Source organism: Acinetobacter sp. ANC5681 (assembly GCF_023488045.1).
Lineage (GTDB): Bacteria > Pseudomonadota > Gammaproteobacteria > Pseudomonadales > Moraxellaceae > Acinetobacter.
On the sequence record NZ_JAMFKZ010000005.1, the window covers coordinates 121,070 to 138,069 of the forward strand.

A 17,000-nucleotide genomic window follows, 5' to 3' on the forward strand; every position below is an offset into this window, starting at 1 on the left:
ACCTTAGACAAAGCGTTATCTATGCAAGTAAATACTTATAGCGGTTAATGTTGATCAGTTAAGTGTAATTTGATTATTACTGAATTAGAAATTCCATCTCTTTGTTAAAAAGCAACTTAGAGTAGTGCTACGCCGTATTTGAATTTTGTATAAAATCGCTATAAATCTGATTTACGCTCAAGTCATTTATGTTCTAATAGATGAGTTTTTTCAAATCTTAGAAATCAAAAATGTCTGAACAACGTCCAGCTGTATCTGTGCGCTATTATCTTAATTTAGAAGAATCACAAGATGGTTTTGCTCTTGTCACTTTTGGTAAAAAGACCTTTAGTCGTTTTCTAACACCTGTTATTAGTATTGCAATTATTGGTTGGGGAATCTATTTAGGTTTCTCAGATGTTGGTCGTTATTACGTTGCATTAGGTGCTTTTTTTCTGATTATGCAAGGATTGATGCGCTATTGGTTGTTACCGATGTTGTTTAAACGTCAATTTGTTCGCTACCAATTTGGAAAAAGTGAGCAGGGAATTGACCTCTATCAAGATCATTTTGAACTTTATTCAACAGGTAAAAAGCAAATAGCGCAGTATGCTGAGGTGCAATCTTTTGCAGTTGGAAAGCTCACGTATATGTTAGAGCTGAAGAATCATACCGTCATTATTGTTCCAAAGCGTTCATTCAATGATCCAGCAGATCAAACCAAATTTGAAAATAGTTTTAAAAAATAACTTCATTCGCGATTTAAGGAACAAGGAGCTTTTATGAGCACACGTCCGTCAAAAATTGTTTGTGTAGGCAGGAATTATGCTGAACATGCGAAAGAACTAGGTAATGCAATTCCTGATCGCCCAATTTTATTTATCAAACCACCAAGTAGTTTGAGTAGCTTAGCCCAAGGTGCCCGTTGGAATCAGGCTTTGGGTGAATGTCATTTTGAATGTGAAATTTGTTTGCAGATCGCACACCCATTGTCGCAGGAAACCAATCCAAGCAAAGCTTTAGAAGCGATTGGTGCTGTGACTTTAGGGTTGGATTTAACTTTACGTGATTTGCAGAATGACTTAAAAGCGAAAGGGCAGCCTTGGGAGCGAGCAAAAGCTTTTGACGGTGCATGTATCTTGGCAGACTGGGTTGAAGCGGATGAAATTGGCGATTTACAACAGTTAGAGCTTGTTTTAATGATTAATGGCGTTGAACGCCAACATGGTTTTAGCCAAGACATGATTTTTGATATTGGTGCATTATTGGTTGAAATTAATCAGTCATTTAGTTTGGAAGCGGGTGATGTCATTATGACGGGTACGCCTGCTGGCGTCGGGGCATTACACCCAAATGATCAATTAACCATGAAACTAATAACCCAATCAGGAGAATATGATTGGGATACATTTGTTCAAGCATAATGATTAAGAACAAGTGCTGTTAATAAATAGCTTCTACCTAATTTCGTATAAGCGAGACAGTAAAAGAAAGACCTCAGTTGAGGTCTTTCTTTTACTTCTGTTCAAAGATCGTCGAAAGAGGAATCGAAAGTTTTGCAGCTAAATAATCATTACTCTCGATGAGGGATGGCCCTAAACGCTCAATCCATTCATCATCTTGATGGATATTGGCGACATCATGACGTAATGGTAGGGGATAAGGGAGTGCTGTAAAAAAGCTCCAGAAATCGACTTGCGCAAGATTTCTAGCCAATACATACTCATCGTTGTCTGTACGTTTGACTAAATTCTGTTTTTCTAACTGTAAGATATATGCAGGTAAACGTCCTAATTCACCACGTCCAATAATCCCAAGAAGTTCTTGTTCACTGACACTTTCTCCAATTTGTTGCTTTTTATAAAATAACTCCAATATGTCTAATAACATTAAGATAGGATGACGCTTTTGTTCTTTATCTGAATGAAAAGCAGTCAGTGCATAACTGATTTCTACGCCTAATAAGATAATGTTCCAAGACAAATAAATCCACAGAAGGAAGATTGGAACAGCAGCAAAAGCACCATACACAATTTCATAACTGGTGAAATTACTCATAATCCAGCCAAAGAAATTTTTTAAAATTTCAAATACTGTTGCGCTAAAACATGCAGCAATAACTGCGGAAAGAATAGGGACGCTACGATTAGGAATGGTCCAGTAAAGAATGAAAAAGCCAACAATTGTAAGTAGGAATGAAATAAGCCATAAAAGGAAGGAGCCATCTAATTGATAGCCCGCAAAATTATTGCTCAGAATATTCATTGAGGCGACAGTAGATGAAAGTACAAAAGCACTGCCTAGAATGATTGGACCTAAAGAGATTATTGTCCAATAACGCATAAAACCAACAAGACCTGTTCGAGTTTCTTTGACACGCCAAATACGATTAAAGACATTTTCGATTGAGGTGAGCATAAGTACGGTGGTCACAAACAGAAATAGCACCCCAATAATTGTGAGATTACTGGATTTATCTGTAAATGCGTTCAATGCTTTGTCAAAGGCAATGGTACTTTTTGGTAAAAAATTACTGTAAATCAATTGCTGTAGTTGTTGTCGAGCAGGCTCTAAAGCTTTAATTGAGGAGATAATGACTAAGAAAACGGTCAGCATCGGAACAACTGCAAACAAGGTGGTGTAGGTGAGTCCTCCAGCTTGTTCTCTACAGCGATCAGCTTCGAAACGCCGTAACACAAATACAATAAATTGAAACCATGTTTTTTCTAAAAAAGGGAGATTTTTTAGATAACGATTTAAGATCATGGGTTCTATCCTAGTTATTTTTAATAAAATCCTGTGTCAGCACAGGATTAATTACGGCTCAAAAGAGGAAAAATGTCGTATAGTGTTCTTTTTAACAAAATTTATTAAAGTGATGCAACCTTACGTTCTTGTTCTTTATTACAGTAAATATGGTTCAACTCGAGAAATGGCTCATCTAATTGCCGATGGAATTGAGTCTTCTGGTATCACAGCTCGTATTCGAACCGTTCCTAATCTCGCAACTGTTGTTACCCAAGCAGAACCGAGCATTCCTGCTGAGGGAGACATTTACTGTACGCTGGATGATTTGACGTATTGCTCAGGTTTGGCACTTGGTTCACCTACTCGCTTTGGTAATATGGCGAGCGAGATGAAATACTTTTGGGATCAAACCACGAGTTTATGGTTGAATGGTGCTTTGCATAATAAACCAGCATGTGTTTTTACTTCTTCTGGCTCGATGCATGGTGGGCAGGAAAGTACCTTGCTGAGCATGTTACCGCCATTATTTCATCATGGCATGGTGATACTGGGCTTACCCAACTCAATCCCTGCATTATCCAATACCAAAACAGGCGGCACACCTTATGGGGCAAGTCATGTCAGTGGCCCTCGCCATGACCAGAGCCTAAGTCAGGATGAAAAAATCCTGTGTGAAGCGCAGGGCAAACGTTTAGGTGATGTCGTAAAAGCGTTGTTAGGAAAAGTTTAGATCTAAAAATGGGAGCATCTGCTCCCATTATTTTATTTTTTAATTTGCCAATCGTAGATTTTTTTCTGATAGGCATACCACATCATCCACAGTCCAATCAGTAACATTGGTACAGTGAGAATCTGACCTTTGGTCATCCAACCGAATAGAATAAAACCTTGATCTGCATCGGGCTGACGGAAGAACTCCATAAAGAAACGTGCAACTCCGTAGCCCATCAGGAATAATGCTGAAACCGCCATACGGGGACGTGGTTTAGCACTAAACCACCAAAGTATGATAAATAGAATCAGACCTTCACAGAGCGCTTGATAAATTTGCGACGGATGGCGAACTAAACCTAAAGGATCAGTTGGAAAAATCATACCAAATGGATAGCTAAGGTCTTGAACTTGACGACCATACAATTCACCACCAATAAAATTACCGATACGACCAAACATCAAACCTGTCGGTACACAGGGTGCAATAAAGTCCAAGGTTTGAAACCATGTTTTCTGATATTTCTTACACCAGAATAGCATTGCGATCATGACACCCAAGAAACCGCCGTGAAAGCTCATCCCACCTGTCCAGACTTGGAATAACCAAAGCGGGTTTTCTAAGAATTTGCCAAACTCATAAAACAAGACATAGCCAATACGACCACCAAGTACGACGCCTAGAGCGCCATAAAACACCAGATCGGAGACCATATCGGCAGTCCAACCATCACGTTGTTTAGCACGATAAGAGGCTAAGCCCCAAGCGCATAAAAATGCCAAGAGATACATGAGTCCGTACCAATGCACTTTGACTGGCCCCAAGCTCAGCGCAACTGGATCAATATTTGGATAGGTCAGCATTGCTGTTCCTCAATTTAGAATTTGAAATTAAGTTTTGAGCAGATTGTAGCGGAATGATGTGAAAAATGTTGTACATTCAATGTGAAAGTCAACAGACGCTAAATGAGTGAAAACAGGATCAATGTGTATTGTCGCTTTTGCATGGCATGTGCTGGATGATATGCCGCTTTGCCTTATTTCAAACCGTGATGAGTTTTATCATCGTCCCAGTACTCCTCTGCATCAATGGGAAAATCACCCAATTGTGGCAGGGCAGGACTTACAGTCGGGTGGAACATGGCTGGGTGTGACTGCATCAGGTCGCTGGGCGATTGTGACCAACTTCCGCAATGGACGAGATAAGAACCAATATTCAACTTCACGTGGGCATTTAATCCAGTCTTTTTTAGAAAGTGATTTAGCCCCCTTTCGTTTTGCACAACAATTAGAACAGCAACAGCAGGACTACGCTGGTTTTAATTTGTTTATCGGTGATCGAGAGCAAGCGGTTTATATGAGTAATCGGGGGGAAGCACCACAAGTCTTAGCGAATGGTGTTTATGTTGTTTCCAACGGTTTAATGTCAGAAGATTGGGAGAAAACCAAACATTTACGTAAACGCTTTACGCAAGAATTTTTACCAATGTTGCAACAATCAACGATTACAGAATCTGATTTGCAATATTCAGTCTGGGATATTTTGGAAGATGAACGAAAAGTCATTTCTGATTTGTTGCCAGATACAGGGATTAGTGTGGAAATGGAAGCGTTGCTGTCCTCGACTTTTATCCAAAGCCCAATTTATGGCACACGCTGTTCAAATTTTTTAAGGCTGACATCTGAGCAATGGCAATGGATTGAAAAAACACAACAAGGTGAGAGACAGGGTGCGGTTGTTGAGATTAAAGTTGATCTAACACTTCAATAAACAAAAAATGCCGACATCAAGTCGGCATTTTTTTAAAGATAGAGCTTACTTTTTATTTTCAGCTTTTTTCTCAATTGACGGTAAAATGTCAGCGGTGATGTAACCCACACATGCACTGTAACCATCATTATAATTCTCTAAAACTTTTGCTTTTAATTCAGCAGTAAGTTTAGAACTATCACCTGGATGTTGGAAGTTACTCATGATGTAAGTCCAACCATTCACTGAATCTACCGCATGTAGACCTGTAGACTCTGCACCCGCAGGTGTAGATAAAATACGATCTAATGCTTTTGTATCGATATTATATGCCCAAAGGAAATTATTGGTATGGTTACCGCTATCTTCACCAATGAACAAAGTACGTAGTGTCTCAGAGAATTTTAGATTGTCTGGACTTGCAATCAGATTTGGATCAGCTGTATTACCTAAGCTATCAACTGTAATATCTTTACCCATAAGCAACATATGGCTTTGGTAAGGTGTCCATTCACTATTAATGATCGTATTGGTGTGGTCAACTTGACTGCCTTTTAGATCATGAGCAAGTACACCACCTGCTTTCAATGTATTTTTGAACTTAATATTATGTTCTGCAACCCAACTTGATTTGCCTTCAATCATTGAATCTTGAATATTAGCAAGCGCAGAATACGCAACCTTATCTTTAATATTAACCGTTGTGCCTTCCATTTTTGTGAAGCCCATACTACCGCCTTTTAGTGCTGCGTAGCGATGAGTTTCAAGAAATGCTGCTGCAAGTTCAATTTCATCTTTCGTGAAACCATTGTTGGCTTCTTTTAGCTTGATCCACAATGATTTTCCATCAAGTACGATCTTGCTATAACCAGTTAAATCAGCAGGAGCTACCGTTAAACTTTCCATAATGTTCTCGGCTTTTATTCCTCGAACATTCACTAAGTCTTCAATCGTTTTACTATTGGTATGACCTAGTTTTATCCATTTAATAGCAGCAGTCGATGTTTCATTTAATTCAGTTGTGTACTTTGCAACATATAAGGTGCCCGCAGATAAGTCTTTTTCTTTATCTGCCACAAACATAAAGAAGCCACCATTGGTATAGTCATCACCCATAATTACCGTGCGATTATCTGGCATTACTTCAATTAGTTCATGTGAGATACGACCTAGACAATAATGCTTCACAGCCTGAGCACGACCTTTACCATCAAGGATAATTTCTGGTAAATGACCGTAGTTATACGCATTTGCAGTATTTTCATTACCGTATAAGTTTTTACTATAGGCTCTTAACATCGCAAGATCAGAACCGATTTGGTCAAATGCATCTGGTTCATACTCTTCACTTGAAAGATGTGTATTCCAAGGAGAAAGGCTTGCACCGCATGTAATCCACAAGCCATGAACTTTTGACATATCCACATTGAAATATTTTTTCAATGCAAGATGACCTGTTTTCTGGTCTTGATCTAATGTTAATACTGCAATTGGTGACGGTAATTTACCATACATGTTTTGCTTAGCTAAGTTTTTGGTGGTGTATTCAAACTGCACCACATGGAAAACTGGGTTTGATACACCCGCTACATTTGCGCCTTTAATATGAATCAGTGATGAACCATCTGGTGAGTCAGAGAAGAATTGGCGCTCTTTGCCAACAACAGAAGTATCGTTGATTACTTTATTATTAATATCGTAATAACTACCTGCAATAATTTTTCCACCATCGATATTGTCGACTAGAGTACCTGTGCGGAAAAACTCTTGATAACCTAATTTGTATTCTGTGGTTGTATTATCATCCCACGTAATGGTCAAACCAGATTTAACTGAGGTTGTCGCCATATCGGCAACAGTTGAAGGCGCTGCCATCGGTGTAAATTTAGCATTTTTAAATTTTGCAGCAGGTACGGTTGGCGTAACGGTAGTATCGTTATTATCATTGCAACCTGCTAAAGCTGCTGCTGTGCCCATTGCCCCTAGTGGTAAAAACGGAACACCCGCGAACCACTTTAAAATATCACGACGACTTGGCTGATTTGTATTGGCTGTCATAATAAATCCATATCTTTAATAAATGGTAAATAAATCTAGATTGATTTTATGTTTGATAGATGACAATTTTTTGACACTTTTAAGGCAGTTTGAAGACAATTTAATTTTTATAAATATATGAAAAATATAAGTTTAAAATACAAAAATCCCTGAGATTATTCAGGGATTCAACAGAGATATTATTATTCTGAAACTGCTTTACGCTTTTCTAATATTTTTCCAAAAAGTAAACCGATTTCAAATAGCATCCACATCGGAACAGCTAGCATAATCATGGATAAAGCATCAGGTGGGGTAACAAACATCGCCACGAAAAAGCATCCAACAACAATAAAACGGCGTTTTTCAATGAGGCTTTGTGTACTCACGACACCAATCAAAATCAGCACTAGAGTAATGATTGGGATTTCAAAGGTAAAACCAAAAACCAAGAATAGTTTTAAGCAGAAGCTCAGATAACTATTAATATCTGTCATAGGTGCAACAGTTTCAGGAGATACACTAATAAAGAAATGCAAAATAGCAGGTAGGGTAATGAAATAGGCGAATGCGACACCTAAGTAGAATAAAAGAATGCTGCCAAATAGCAAAGGAATCGCTAAATGTTGTTCTTTTTCATATAGCGCAGGTTTTATAAATGACCAAATTTGATAAATGATATAGGGCATTGCCAGCATAAATGCAACGAATAAATTGAGTTTAAACGGTGCCATAAAAGTAGCTGTGATATCCGTCGCAATCATAGTTGATGTTGCGGGTAATTGTTGTCTCAATGGCTCAGACAGCCATTGATAGGTTTGATTTCTAAAAGGTAATAAACAAAAAAACAGAAAAATTGTTACGCCAACAATCTTAAAAAGATATTGGCGAAGTACGATTAAATGCTGCATGACCGGCATTTGTTGTAGGGTTTCTTCAGTACTGACTGAAGTTGATGGTAATTGGCTCATACGGCAATCTTTAATTCGTTATCAAACTGATTTAACGATGGGTATGCTTCCATACCAATCACAGATGATTTTTGGTATTGAACACAAAAAGGAATAATAGAACTTGAGTGATATGGCACATAGCGAATCGAATTTTGAGGTTTAGTTACTGATGGCGCAGTCTCTACCTCATGATTTTGAGTTTTTAATTCATCTAATTGTTTTTGTAGCCGACGTTCAAGCTCAGTAATCTTTTCAATTTCTTTTTGCATTTCTTCGCGGAACTCAGAAAGACGGAGCTCTCGATCAATTTCATTCTGAATATTGTTGATAAATTTTTTAATTTTCCCATACCATTTTGCTACGAACCGTGCAGCTTCAGGTAATTTATCAGGACCGAGCACCAGCAATGCAATAACTGCAAAGCAAAAAATCTCAGTCATTCCCAAGTTCAGCATAATTCCGCTCGCTTAGCTTTTTACTGAGCTTTCAGCATTTTTAACTTGAGCATCAATGGTACGAGGCTCATTGAGTGGCGCAGTAACTTCATCTTCTTTAATAGACTTTTTGAAATCTTTAACGGCACCACCGACATCTTTACCTAAGTTTTTAAGCTTTGATGTACCGAAAAGTAAAATAACCACGATTGCAAAAATGAGTACGTGCCAAATTGATAAACCAGCCATAATTCTATTCCTATATAACTTTGGTTATATCTCAACAGTTTGGCATGACAAAGATGTGACACTTATATTGCAATTTTGCGACAAAAAATTATGAGATTAAGTATGTTGATAGATAATTTTTTACTTTTTGGTTTGTAATCAATGTTTCGTTGAAGTGAGTTTTTACTCATTATTCAGTATTTTTATTCAATCTAAATTTAAATAATTTGCCCTAGGTTTTAGCTAGGGCAAATGATCTTTAAAGCAAACTTGCTTTAAACAGTTGCATTGCTTGACCACGATGACTGATTTTATTTTTGTCAGCTTTGCTAAGTTCAGCACTTGAAAGATTGAATTTTGGTAGCCAGAACAATGGATCATAGCCAAACCCATTCTCACCGCGCGCTGCTTCTAAAATCTCACCTTTCCAAATGCCTTGAAAGATTTGTGGCAATGGATCTTCGGCATGTGTGACCAGTGCTAATACGCAAACAAACATGCCCTCAATCACTTCGCCGTCTTTACGGAAAGGTATAAGATCAGCTAAAAGCTTTTGGTTATTAGCAGCATCATTGCCATGCTCGCCCGCATAGCGCGCTGAATAAATTCCTGGTGCACCACCTAAAATCGGAACACAAAGTCCAGAGTCATCTGCTAGCGCTGGTTTGCCTGAAAGTTTAGAAGCATGACGTGCTTTGATAATGGCATTTTCAACAAAGCTGAGACCGTCTTCGATGGCATCTTCAATATCTAGTTTGCCTTGAGGAATGATTTCAACAGGAAGATTGAGTTGCTGAAAAAGATGTTCAAATTCGACAACTTTACCTTTGTTATTACTTGCAAGCACAAGGCTGCCTTGGTTGAGCCAGAGTGGAGTAGACATATTCATTTTAGACTAGCTTAGATTGAGTAGAATTTTAGGGTGTTTTTATAGAATAGAGTAGAGAGTCACTATTTATTTTCGGTAAATGTTCAACAAGTTTAGATATTAATTTCAAAAAGTAGAGGAATATGATCACTGTAGTTAAGCCATTCATATTTATCGAAAATTTTAAAAGATGAGTTATTCTTAGAGAATAAATTACGATGACAAAATAAGTAGTCAATATGATAGTTCTTGTCATGATTTCTATTCATAAAAAATGTGGGAAGTGTCTCTTTTCCCTGCTCTTCATTTGATAACTCATGGTAAAGGCTATGAATATTCATTGCTTGTAATTGATTTACTACATCACTGTGATTCCACCAGCGATCCCACACATCCCATTGAGCGTTACTATTTAAATCGCCACAAATAAGAGTAGGTTGTACTTTTATTAGTTCTTCATGTAACTGTAAATATTTCCAAAGTTGCCCAATGTATTGAAATGTAGGGGAATTGGCATATTTAGTCCAAGCAGCTAAGAGCTGGAAATTATCATTAACTCTTATTGGTAAAAATAATTCTAATTCGAAATCCTCCCAATACAATTGTTCTAATTTATAGTCTTCTCTAGCAAAGACTCCTAATCCTTTATTTTTATTATTACCTTTCCAAATTAAATTTGGTAACCATGCTTCATAAGCACCTTTGGACTGTTGTTGATTTTCACATTCTTGAATGATGTAGATGTCTGCTTCAATTTGTTGAAGAAACTCGATTTTCTTTCTAAAAGCCCCGTTGCAATTCCATGTTAATATTTTCAAACTTTAATTTCCTTAAATAAAAAACCGACTCACACAAGTCGGTTTTTAAATCACTCAATAGAGCTGAGCAAGACTATTGTGCTTGAATCCATTTATCAGCACGATCACGTGCAGCACGAATTTGGTCTTGGGTTAAGTTTGCAGCCAAGGCTGTTTTCTTACCTTCAGAAAGACTAATGACTTTAGTATCCAGCATACCGTCACGGGTTGAAAGCTCATACCATTGGTAAGCACCCACATAATTTTTCTTCTGCTCTTCTATCATTGCAAGGTTAAAGCTGGCGCGGTTATCGCCATTGCTGGCCGCCTTTTCAAAATACTTGCGTGCCAAAGCCTCATCTTTATGTGTGCCAATCCCATCAGCATACATACGCCCAACATTGAGCTGTGCAGCAGACAAGCCTTGGTCAGCCGCCGCCTTAAACAGGGTGAAAGCCTGTTTCTCATCTTTGGCAACATCTTTACCATACTGGTAACGCGTTGCTAAATAAAACTGTGCACCTGCCTGACCCGCTTTCGCTGCGCTTTGTAATTCACTGACGCTCATCACTGAATACCGTGCTGCCTGCGTTGCAACCGATTGTGGTTGGGCAACATAGTCAGCGTGCGCCTGCATACCGATCAGACCAAATAAAAATGTGCTGATTAATGTCTTTTTCATAGAGCGCTCACTCGATAAATTGCGACTTCACCAAATAGGTTCGGCATATGCTTGCTGAGCATACTACCTTGTTGGTCACCATTAACGGCAAGTCGATTAATAATTTTAATCCGATTCTCAGCACATAATGCTTCAAAGTCACGGAAAGTACATAAATGAATATTCGGGGTGTTATACCACATATAGGGTAAAGCTTCCGAAACAGGCATTTTACCTTTTAATGCAAGAAAAGAACGTGTCTTCCAATATGCAAAGTTTGGAAAAGTAATGATTGCCTGTTTGCCAACACGCACCATGTCACGGAGCAGTACATCGGGCGCATCGACCGCCTGCAATGCCTGTGCCATGACCACGGAGTCAAAAGACTGGTCGGCAAAACGACTTAACCCCAAGTTTAAGTCCTGTTGAATAATATTTAACCCCCGACTGATGGCAATTGCAATCTTTTCTTGATCAATTTCTAATCCATAAGCACGAATATTATGCTGTTTGCTCATGTGGGCCAATAATTCACCATCACCACAGCCTAAGTCTAATACGCTAGAGTTCGGACTGATCCATTTTTCAGCGAGTCGTTGATCTATACGCATCAGATATTCTCCAAACGGGTCGATTGCAACTGTTGCGCTCCACCTAAAAATGCCCGTAATGTTTTCACATACAGTGGAATAGGGAACAGAAACGAGTCATGACCCTGTTCGGCATCAATATCTAAGTAACTGACGGGCTTATGATTATCAATTAGAGCATCAACTAATTCTTGTGAACGACTTGGGCTGAAACGCCAGTCAGTCGTAAATGAAATCACCAAGAATTTGCATTTAGGCTTGCTCATTGCTTTAGTCAAGGAATGTTCATACTCACGCGAGGGATCAAAATAATCCAAGGCCTTGGTCATAATCAAGTAAGTATTTGCATCGAAATTACGGCTAAATTGTTCGCCTTGATAACGTAAATAACTTTCAACTTGGAATTCGACATCAAAGCCGTACATAAATTTGCCAGATTTCAAATCACGACCAAATTTCTGTTTCATGGCTTCTTCAGACAAATACGTAATATGACCGACCATACGTGCCAGAATCAGGCCACGTTTTGGGTAGCTGTCATGTTCCAGATAACGTCCATGATGGAAATCGGGATCAGACAGAATTGACTGACGGGCAACCTCATTAAAGGCAATATTTTGTGCCGATAATTTTGGTGCACTGGCAATAATGACACATTTTTTTAAACGATCAGCATAGTCCAATGACCATTGTAGTGCTTGCATGCCACCTAAAGAACCACCAATCACGGCAAACCAAACATCAATTCCGAGGCGATCAGACAACATGGCTTGGGTCTTCACCCAGTCACGAACAGTGACTAATGGAAAATCTGGACCATAAGGACGATTTTCATTTTCAGGGTTTGGCGATGTTGGACCTGTTGAACCATTACAACCACCAATATTATTTAAAGAAACAATAAAAAAATGATTGGTATCAATCGCTTTGCCGGGACCAATACAGCTATCCCACCAACCTGCTTTTTTATCATCTGCATGATGATAACCCGCAGCATGATGATGCCCAGATAATGCATGGCAAATTAAGATTGCATTGGATTTATCTGCATTAAGTGTTCCATAGGTTTCAACCATCAAATCAAAACGTGGCAGGATACGCCCACATTCAAGCTCTAATGGTTGCTCAAATTGAAATTTTTGTGGTGTGACTAAACCCACTGAATCCGATGGAAAAGACACTGGAATGATTCGCCTTGTATAAATCTTTGATCAATAATAAAAGGATACCAATTCAGGTATCCTTTCAAAAGTCATTTTTTCTGATATTACAACTCAGCTTTGCTTAAACTGCCGCAGCAGCAACTTGCTCAGTTGTAAGTACGCCTTGTTCAATTAAACGATTGGTACATGCAATAATCGCTTCAATCGATGAGGTGACAATGTTGTCATGAATCCCTGCACCAAAAGCATTTTTACCTGTGCCTTTGACTTGAAGTTCAATCAAGGCAAGTGCTTTGGCATTTGCACCAGAACTGATACTACGTTCTTCATAATTTACAACATCAATTGGCAATTGTAACGCATCGAGCATCGCCGAAATTGGACCGTTACCTTCACCGCGTAAACGTTGTACTTCACCGTTAATTTCAATATCTAATTCAATGATTTGTGTGCCATTGATATCGGATAACTGGTAATGTTTGGTTTGGTAATGGCTATTTTTCACATCAACATAGGTATTTTGGAATAAGGTCCAGATTTCATGTGCACTGATTTCTGTACCGTTTTCATCAGTATGTTGCTGTACGATTTGGCTGAACTCGATTTGTACTCGGCGTGGTAAAGCAACGTTGTAATTTGATTCCAATAAATACGCAATACCACCTTTACCAGATTGGCTGTTGACACGAATCACCGCATCATAATCACGACCTAAATCTTTAGGGTCGATTGGTAAGTACGGCATATCCCAGATCTCTTCGTTTTTCTGGAATTCGAAGCCTTTTTTAATCGCATCTTGGTGTGAACCAGAGAATGCGGTAAAGACTAAATCACCTGCATATGGATGACGTGGGTGCACAGGTAAACCTGTACATTCTTCAACAGTTGCAATGATTTCATTGATATTAGAGAAGTCTAAGTTTGGTGCAACACCTTGGGTATACATGTTCAAGGCAATCGCAGCAACATCGACGTTACCTGTACGTTCACCATTACCAAACACGCAACCTTCAACACGATCAGCCCCCGCCATGATCGCCAATTCAGAAGCAGCGATACCACAACCACGGTCATTGTGACAGTGAACTGAGATAATCACGCCATCACGACGCGCCAAGTTACGGTGCATCCATTCGATTTGATCGGCATAGACATTTGGTGTTGAAACTTCAACCGTTGCAGGCAAGTTTAAGATCACTTTATTGGTTGGAGACGCTTCCCAAATTTCCGTGACCGCATCACAAACATCTTTGGCAACTTCTAATTCTGTTGCTGAGAAACATTCAGGGCTATATTGGAAAATCCATTCTGTTTCAGGATATTGTGCTGCATATTCTTTCACTTTATTCGCAGCATTAATCGCAAGTTGTTTCGCGCCATTTACATCTACATTCAACACTTTTTGACGGAATGTTGGTGCGTTTGAATTGTAGATATGCACGATCGCACGTTTAGCATCAACTAACGCTTCAAAAGTACGCGCAATTAAATGATCTCGAGCTTGAACCAAAACTTCGATATACACATCTTCTGGAATCAAATCTTCTTCAATTAACTTGCGAGTAAAGTCAAAGTCAATTTGAGATGCTGAAGGGAAACCAATTTCAATATGTTTAAAGCCGATTTTAACCAACATGTGGAACATTTTTAATTTTTGATCCATATTCATTGGTTCAAAAATCGCTTGGTTACCATCACGAAGGTCGGTACTCATCCAAATCGGTGCTTGGTTGATTTCGTTATTCGGCCATTGACGATCTGGTAAATCCACTCGTTGATACATACGGCGGTATTTTTTGCTTGGGTCAGCCAACATCATGAGATAACTCCTTGTTGTAGCATGGTTGCTGCTTCAAAATAAATGCAACGTGCTACGAATATATATGGTGTCTATAAGAATCAATTTAAAGAGAATATGTATTGAGTACCTAAAATCTAGGTAAAAATTTATACGCGCGCGAGGCGCAGCATCAGGAGAGCAGTGAGGTTTTTTATATCAGACGGATGGCTAAAATCATCACTCGTTTTCATCATCTACCGTTCAAAGCAAAAGTATTGGGTTTTGCAGTTATCTTAATCACCTAATTTGAATCAGTCTAGGTGAAAATACAAGCGACTGCAGTGGTCTATAATTTATTTTAATTTGAATGGATGGGAAATATTTTCCTATTTTTTGCATAAAAATAAAATTTAAAGAAAATATTTCCCATTAATATGCTTAAGGCTGATAAATATAGTCTTGATTAATGTCCTTTATGGTAGCGGTTCCCATGAGTGCCATCGTAATTTCAAATTCTTCCTTTAACATGCGGATGACATGAGCAACACCTAAAGCGCCTGCTGTTGCTAAACCATAAATATAAGGACGTCCAATCAATACGGCGTTTGCACCTAATGCAATTGCTTTAAAGACATCTGTACCACGTCGAATTCCACCATCTAATAATACAGGGTAATCAGGAGGAACAATTGCGCGAATTTTTTGTAATGCAATTAAGGGTGGAATAGTCGTATCTACAATGCGCCCACCATGATTAGAAACAATAATCCCAGATACACCATGATCGAGGGCTTTTTGAGCATCGGCAGGATGTAATATTCCTTTTAAGATTACAGGTAAATGTGTATTTGCAATCACCCAAGCAATATCCGCCCACTTAGGTGCAATTTGCATTAAGCCTTGAAATAGTTGGCTTTCGGATGGCGATACATCAGGAAAACTTAAATGGGTAGGGGTGTGTGGATGTTGCATTTCTTCTGGTAACTGAAAGAATAACTTACGTTCCCGATCTCGGATACCCACATGGGGGGCATCGACCGTAATCACAATTCCACGATAACCTGATTGTTCAGCTTGTTTGATCAAGGTTAATGATTTTTCTCTGCATCCTTGCCAATACAATTGAAACCATTTATACGGGTTTTCTGGTTTCAACTGTGCCATATGAGTATTTGTGAATGTACTTAATACCAAGTTACTTTGCATAAGTTCAGCTGCGAGAGCAGATGCAGCTTCTGCTTGAGGATGAAAAAGTGCTTGGTGGCCAATCGGTGCAAGAAAAATAGGATGCGGATATTCCATCCCAAATAAATGAAAACGAGTATTACCTTGTGTTAAGTCGTTTAGATGTCTAGGAATCAATTGAATATTTTGAAATTGTTGGCAATTATTTTGCACGCTACTTTCATGCATCGCTCCACCATTTAAGTATCCCCAAACATCTTCAGAAACGTGTCGCTGAGCTTGTTGTTGATAGTCGTGAATGGTTTGAATATACGAAGGAATAGTATTCAAAGCGGGTGTAGGGATCTGGTCATGCATTATAAATCCCCCCATTGTCTTAATAAATTATGATAATGGCTGGTTAAACTAACAACTTCTTCTGTATCGCCCAATTGTTGTCTGAGTTTGATAATAGTCATGTCTAAATTGAATAGCATCGTTCGCTGCCAGTCATCTTTAACCATGCTTTGAATCCATGTGAATGCTGCGATTCTACGTCCTTGTGTCACAGGTTCAACACGATGCAAACTTGTTGCTGGGTAAACAATTGCATCTCCTGCATCGAGTTTCACTTCATGACTTCCGTAAGTATCTTCGATAATCAGTTCCCCACCTTCATATTCATCAGGTTCAGATAAAAAGACGGTGATAGACACATCAGTACGAATCATTTGCCCTGTTTTTGCAGAATATTGAATCGAATTATCAACATGGTTGCCATAATTGCCTTGATTTTGATAGCAGTTAAACATTGGCAATAACGTATGTTTAGGGAGGGCAGCTGAACGCAAAAGCAGATTTTGTTGTAATGCATTCAAAACAGAATGGCTAACAGATTCATACACATTACTCTGTATATCGACTTGTAAATTATTTTTAATTTTTTGTGCTTGTGGACCTGCACTATGTGTACCGTCAATCCAAACTGATTGTTGTTGTATTTGTTCGCGTAGCTCAGCAACTTGATGCTTATTGAGTACTTGGGGGATATGCAACATCATATTTTGAATCTTCCAAAAAATACAACCTGTCAAAAATTATAGCTTTTTTGACAGGCTGTGTTCATTTATTCAATCA

Annotated in this window: 18 protein-coding genes; 4 read left to right on the top strand and 14 right to left on the bottom strand. The window is 38.7% G+C overall.

The features are described 5' to 3' along the window. Positions 1 to 230: 230 nt before the first annotated feature. Positions 231 to 728, top strand: coding sequence for a YcxB family protein (locus M5121_RS05125; protein WP_249570542.1), 498 nt, complete (start codon positions 231 to 233; stop codon positions 726 to 728). Between the two features lie 33 nt (positions 729 to 761). After that, positions 762 to 1,403 carry a fumarylacetoacetate hydrolase family protein gene (locus M5121_RS05130; RefSeq protein WP_087536472.1) on the top strand — a complete coding sequence of 214 codons (642 nt, stop codon included), beginning with the start codon at positions 762 to 764 and terminating at the stop codon, positions 1,401 to 1,403. A gap of 91 nt (positions 1,404 to 1,494) precedes the next feature. Here the strand turns inward: M5121_RS05130 and M5121_RS05135 are convergent, their stop codons facing one another. Further along, positions 1,495 to 2,745 (bottom strand): YihY family inner membrane protein, encoded by a 1,251-nt coding sequence (locus M5121_RS05135; protein ID WP_249570543.1) that lies wholly within the window; start codon positions 2,743 to 2,745, stop codon positions 1,495 to 1,497. Positions 2,746 to 2,857: 112 nt separating this feature from the next. Between M5121_RS05135 and wrbA the strand changes: the two genes are divergently transcribed. Next, complete coding sequence (gene wrbA / locus M5121_RS05140; protein ID WP_249570563.1) at positions 2,858 to 3,457, top strand: NAD(P)H:quinone oxidoreductase; 600 nt, start codon at positions 2,858 to 2,860, stop codon at positions 3,455 to 3,457. A 32-nt stretch (positions 3,458 to 3,489) separates the two neighbouring features. Here the strand turns inward: wrbA and lgt are convergent, their stop codons facing one another. After that, positions 3,490 to 4,302 (bottom strand): prolipoprotein diacylglyceryl transferase, encoded by an 813-nt coding sequence (lgt, locus tag M5121_RS05145; RefSeq protein ID WP_087536474.1) that lies wholly within the window; start codon positions 4,300 to 4,302, stop codon positions 3,490 to 3,492. Between the two features lie 121 nt (positions 4,303 to 4,423). On the opposite strand from lgt, the gene M5121_RS05150 reads away from it, so the two are divergent. Further along, entirely contained in the window at positions 4,424 to 5,209 is a 786-nt protein-coding gene (locus tag M5121_RS05150) for an NRDE family protein (RefSeq protein ID WP_249570564.1), read from the top strand. A gap of 45 nt (positions 5,210 to 5,254) precedes the next feature. Here the strand turns inward: M5121_RS05150 and M5121_RS05155 are convergent, their stop codons facing one another. The 12 genes from M5121_RS05155 to M5121_RS05210 form a co-directional block, all read right to left on the bottom strand. Then, entirely contained in the window at positions 5,255 to 7,246 is a 1,992-nt protein-coding gene (locus tag M5121_RS05155) for a PhoX family protein (RefSeq protein WP_249570544.1), read from the bottom strand. 182 nt (positions 7,247 to 7,428) lie between these two features. Continuing rightward, positions 7,429 to 8,196: a twin-arginine translocase subunit TatC gene (gene tatC / locus M5121_RS05160; protein ID WP_249570545.1), complete on the bottom strand. Its 768-nt coding sequence runs from the start codon at positions 8,194 to 8,196 to the stop codon at positions 7,429 to 7,431. Then, entirely contained in the window at positions 8,193 to 8,633 is a 441-nt protein-coding gene (gene tatB / locus M5121_RS05165; RefSeq protein WP_087536478.1) for a Sec-independent protein translocase protein TatB, read from the bottom strand. Before tatB ends, tatC begins: the two co-directional genes overlap by 4 nt. A 12-nt stretch (positions 8,634 to 8,645) precedes the next feature. After that, complete coding sequence (locus tag M5121_RS05170; RefSeq protein WP_087544054.1) at positions 8,646 to 8,861, bottom strand: Sec-independent protein translocase subunit TatA; 216 nt, start codon at positions 8,859 to 8,861, stop codon at positions 8,646 to 8,648. 238 nt (positions 8,862 to 9,099) lie between these two features. Then, the gene (rdgB, locus tag M5121_RS05175; RefSeq protein ID WP_249570565.1) at positions 9,100 to 9,723 is read right to left on the bottom strand and encodes an RdgB/HAM1 family non-canonical purine NTP pyrophosphatase; all 624 of its coding nucleotides are present in this window, start codon (positions 9,721 to 9,723) and stop codon (positions 9,100 to 9,102) included. 98 nt (positions 9,724 to 9,821) lie between these two features. Beyond that, positions 9,822 to 10,526 carry an endonuclease/exonuclease/phosphatase family protein gene (locus M5121_RS05180; protein ID WP_249570546.1) on the bottom strand — a complete coding sequence of 235 codons (705 nt, stop codon included), beginning with the start codon at positions 10,524 to 10,526 and terminating at the stop codon, positions 9,822 to 9,824. A gap of 73 nt (positions 10,527 to 10,599) precedes the next feature. Then, positions 10,600 to 11,187: a tetratricopeptide repeat protein gene (locus M5121_RS05185; RefSeq protein WP_249570547.1), complete on the bottom strand. Its 588-nt coding sequence runs from the start codon at positions 11,185 to 11,187 to the stop codon at positions 10,600 to 10,602. Further along, positions 11,184 to 11,777 carry a methionine biosynthesis protein MetW gene (gene metW / locus M5121_RS05190; RefSeq protein WP_004660432.1) on the bottom strand — a complete coding sequence of 198 codons (594 nt, stop codon included), beginning with the start codon at positions 11,775 to 11,777 and terminating at the stop codon, positions 11,184 to 11,186. Before metW ends, M5121_RS05185 begins: the two co-directional genes overlap by 4 nt. Next, the gene (gene metX, locus M5121_RS05195) at positions 11,777 to 12,937 is read right to left on the bottom strand and encodes a homoserine O-succinyltransferase MetX (RefSeq protein ID WP_004797344.1); all 1,161 of its coding nucleotides are present in this window, start codon (positions 12,935 to 12,937) and stop codon (positions 11,777 to 11,779) included. Before metX ends, metW begins: the two co-directional genes overlap by 1 nt. 103 nt (positions 12,938 to 13,040) lie before the next feature. Next, a complete protein-coding gene (gene leuA, locus M5121_RS05200) occupies positions 13,041 to 14,738 on the bottom strand; it encodes a 2-isopropylmalate synthase (protein WP_005156188.1) in 1,698 nt (565 codons plus the stop codon). A 399-nt stretch (positions 14,739 to 15,137) separates the two neighbouring features. Next, positions 15,138 to 16,241, bottom strand: a complete 1,104-nt coding sequence (locus tag M5121_RS05205) for an alpha-hydroxy acid oxidase (RefSeq protein WP_249570548.1) — start codon at positions 16,239 to 16,241, stop codon at positions 15,138 to 15,140. Further along, positions 16,241 to 16,924: a Fe2+-dependent dioxygenase gene (locus tag M5121_RS05210; protein WP_005156185.1), complete on the bottom strand. Its 684-nt coding sequence runs from the start codon at positions 16,922 to 16,924 to the stop codon at positions 16,241 to 16,243. Before M5121_RS05210 ends, M5121_RS05205 begins: the two co-directional genes overlap by 1 nt. Positions 16,925 to 17,000: the final 76 nt, after the last annotated feature.